Source organism: Jatrophihabitans sp., from assembly GCF_051960575.1.
In the GTDB taxonomy this organism is placed as follows: domain Bacteria; phylum Actinomycetota; class Actinomycetes; order Mycobacteriales; family Jatrophihabitantaceae; genus JBQCEE01.
In genome coordinates, this window is the sequence record NZ_JBQCEE010000165.1 from 1 (window position 1) to 2549 (window position 2549).

At 72.2% G+C, this 2549-nt stretch carries 3 protein-coding genes; all 3 read right to left on the bottom strand.

Translation table 11 applies throughout. The features are described from left to right. Positions 1-67 precede the first annotated feature (67 nt). From scpB to ACTHMS_RS09475, 3 genes are read right to left on the bottom strand one after another with little or no spacing between them, the layout of a single operon-like run. Positions 68-706, bottom strand: a complete 639-nt coding sequence (gene scpB, locus ACTHMS_RS09465) for an SMC-Scp complex subunit ScpB (RefSeq protein WP_440306412.1) — start codon at positions 704-706, stop codon at positions 68-70. Next, entirely contained in the window at positions 703-1539 is an 837-nt protein-coding gene (locus tag ACTHMS_RS09470) for a segregation and condensation protein A (protein WP_440306413.1), read from the bottom strand. Before ACTHMS_RS09470 ends, scpB begins: the two co-directional genes overlap by 4 nt. Beyond that, positions 1536-2432 (bottom strand): ParA family protein, encoded by an 897-nt coding sequence (locus ACTHMS_RS09475; RefSeq protein ID WP_440306414.1) that lies wholly within the window; start codon positions 2430-2432, stop codon positions 1536-1538. Before ACTHMS_RS09475 ends, ACTHMS_RS09470 begins: the two co-directional genes overlap by 4 nt. Positions 2433-2549: the final 117 nt, after the last annotated feature.

The following is a 2549-nucleotide window of genomic DNA, read 5'->3' on the forward strand; positions in this document are numbered from 1 at the left end:
GACACCGGCCGCCGCGAGCACCTTCTGCAGCCGAACACCCTCGCTGTCGTCGGGGCCGTCCGTGCGATCAGGGCTCATCGAGCTCGAGACCGTCCAGCGCGTCGAGGTCCGGCAGCAACGGCGCGAGCGACGGCAGGTCGTCCACCGACTGCAGACCCATCTTCTCGAGGAACAGCTCCGTGGTGCCGAACAGCCCCGCCCCTGTCTCGGGCTCGGTACCCACCTCGACGATCAACCCGCGCGTCAGCAGGGTGCGGACGACGCCGTCGACGTTGACGCCGCGGATCGCCGACACCCGCGAGCGGGTCACCGGCTGCCGGTACGCGATCACGGCGAGGGTCTCGAGCGCCGCCTGCGACAGCTTGCTGCGCTGGCCCTCCATGAGGAACTGCTCGACGAACCGGGCGTGCTCGGCACGGGTGTAGATGCGCACGCCGCCGGCGACGTCGCGGATCTCGATGCCGGCATGACGGTCGTCATAGTCGGCGCGCAGCGTCTCGATCGCCTGCTCGATCGCCGGCACCGGCTGAGCGACGGCCGTCGCCAGGGCGGCCAGGGTGACGGGTGCGTCGACCACGAAAAGGATGGCCTCGACCGCGCCCCGCACCGTCGCCGGGTCGAGCACCTCGAGCTGCTGCTCCTCACCCGCCTCGGCGTCGTCCACGGGCTGCGCCTCGACGGTCTCGTCCGTCACCGTGTCGCTCATCCGTAGTCCTCCACCATCGCGGGGGTCGCGTCGTCGTCGGTGTCGCCGCCGGTCCAGCGCACGTGCAGCTCGCCGAGCGCGGTGGCCTGGTCGAAGGCGATGACCGCCTCGCGGTACAGCTCGAGCAGCCCGAGGAAGCGCGCCACGACCTCGAGCGTGGACGTGCAGTCGGCGGTCAGCGCCCGGAAGGTCGCCGTGCCCGCCCGCCGCAGCCGGCCGCGCAGCACGACCATGTGCTCGCGCACGCTCACCCGCACGTTGTGCACGTGCTCGGTCGAGACGGTCGGCACCGGCTTCGGCGCGAGCGCGCCCGCGGCGAGGGCGGCGAAGTCGGCCGGCGAGATGCCGATGAGCACGTCGGGCAGCAGCCCGGCGAATCGTGGCTCGAGCTCGACGGCGCGCCCGTACCGGCGGCCCGCGGTGCGTTCGAGTTCGCCGAGCCAGGCGGCCGAGAGCTTGTAGGCGCGGTACTGCAGCAGCCGGGCGAAGAGCAGGTCGCGCGCCTCGAGCAGCGCGAGGTCCTCCTCGTCCTCGACCTCGGCGGCCGGCAGCAGCCGCGCCGTCTTGAGGTCGAGCAGGGTCGCAGCGACCACGAGGAACTCGGTGGCCTGGCCGAGATCCCATTCGGACGACCCGGCGAGGTAGGAGATGAACTCGTCGGTGACCTGCGACAGCGCCACCTCGGTGACGTCGAGCTGCCGCTTGCTGATCAGCGTCAGCAGCAGGTCGAACGGCCCCTCGAAGTTGTCGAGCCGGATGGTGAAGCCGGGCGCCGTGGCCCCGTCACCCGCCGCGTCGTCCGCGGGGGCGACCGCGTCGAGCAGCTCGCTCACGCGGCCGACCGTCGGATCAGTTCACGGGCGAGGTTCCGGTACGCCGTCGCGCCGGCCGACGACGAGGCCCACGTCGTGATCGGCTCGCCCGCCACCGTCGTCTCGGGGAAGCGCACGGTGCGCGCGATGACGGTCTCGAACACGGCGTCGCCGAAGCCCTCGACCACCCGGTTGTAGACCTCGCGCGCGTGCAGCGTGCGCCCGTCGTACATGGTCACCAGCAGGCCGTCCAGCCGCAGGCCGGGGTTGAGCCGGTCGCGCACCTTGTCGACGGTGTCGATGAGCAGCGCGACGCCGCGCAGGCTGAAGTACTCGCACTCGAGCGGGATGATCACGCCGTGCGCCGCGGTCAACGCGTTGACGGTCAGCAGGCCGAGCGACGGCTGGCAGTCGATGAGCACGTAGTCGTACGCCTCGCGCGCCGGTGCGAGCGCCCGGGCGAGTGCCTGCTCGCGTGCGACCTCGCCGACGAGCTGGATCTCGGCCGCCGAGAGGTCGATGTTCGCCGGGACGAGGTCCATGCCCGGCACGCCGGTCTTGACGATGACGTCGTCGAGGCCGACGCCCTCTTCCATGATCAGGTTGTAGACGGTCGTCTCGAGATGCTGCGAGGCGACGCCCAGCCCGACCGAGAGCGCGCCCTGCGGGTCGAAGTCGACGAGCAGCACCCGGCGGCCGACCTCGGCCAAAGCCGCGCCCAGGTTGATCGCGGACGTCGTCTTGCCGACCCCGCCCTTCTGGTTGCACAGTGCGACGACCCGGGCGGGGCCATGCCGCTCCAGCGGCGGCGGGTCGGGCAGCGGGTCGAGCTTCGGCGGCTGGTGCGGTGCCGGTGGCGACGGCACGGTGAACAGCTCGTCCGCCGGCGCGGCATCACCCTCGGACTGCGTCATGGCACCTCCCCTGCGGGCGTGAGGCTACTCCGCGGGCACGTCGGCATCGGATCAGGCACGGGCCCGCGGGTGCGCCGTCGCGTAGACCTCGCGCAGGCGGTCGACGGTCACCAGGGT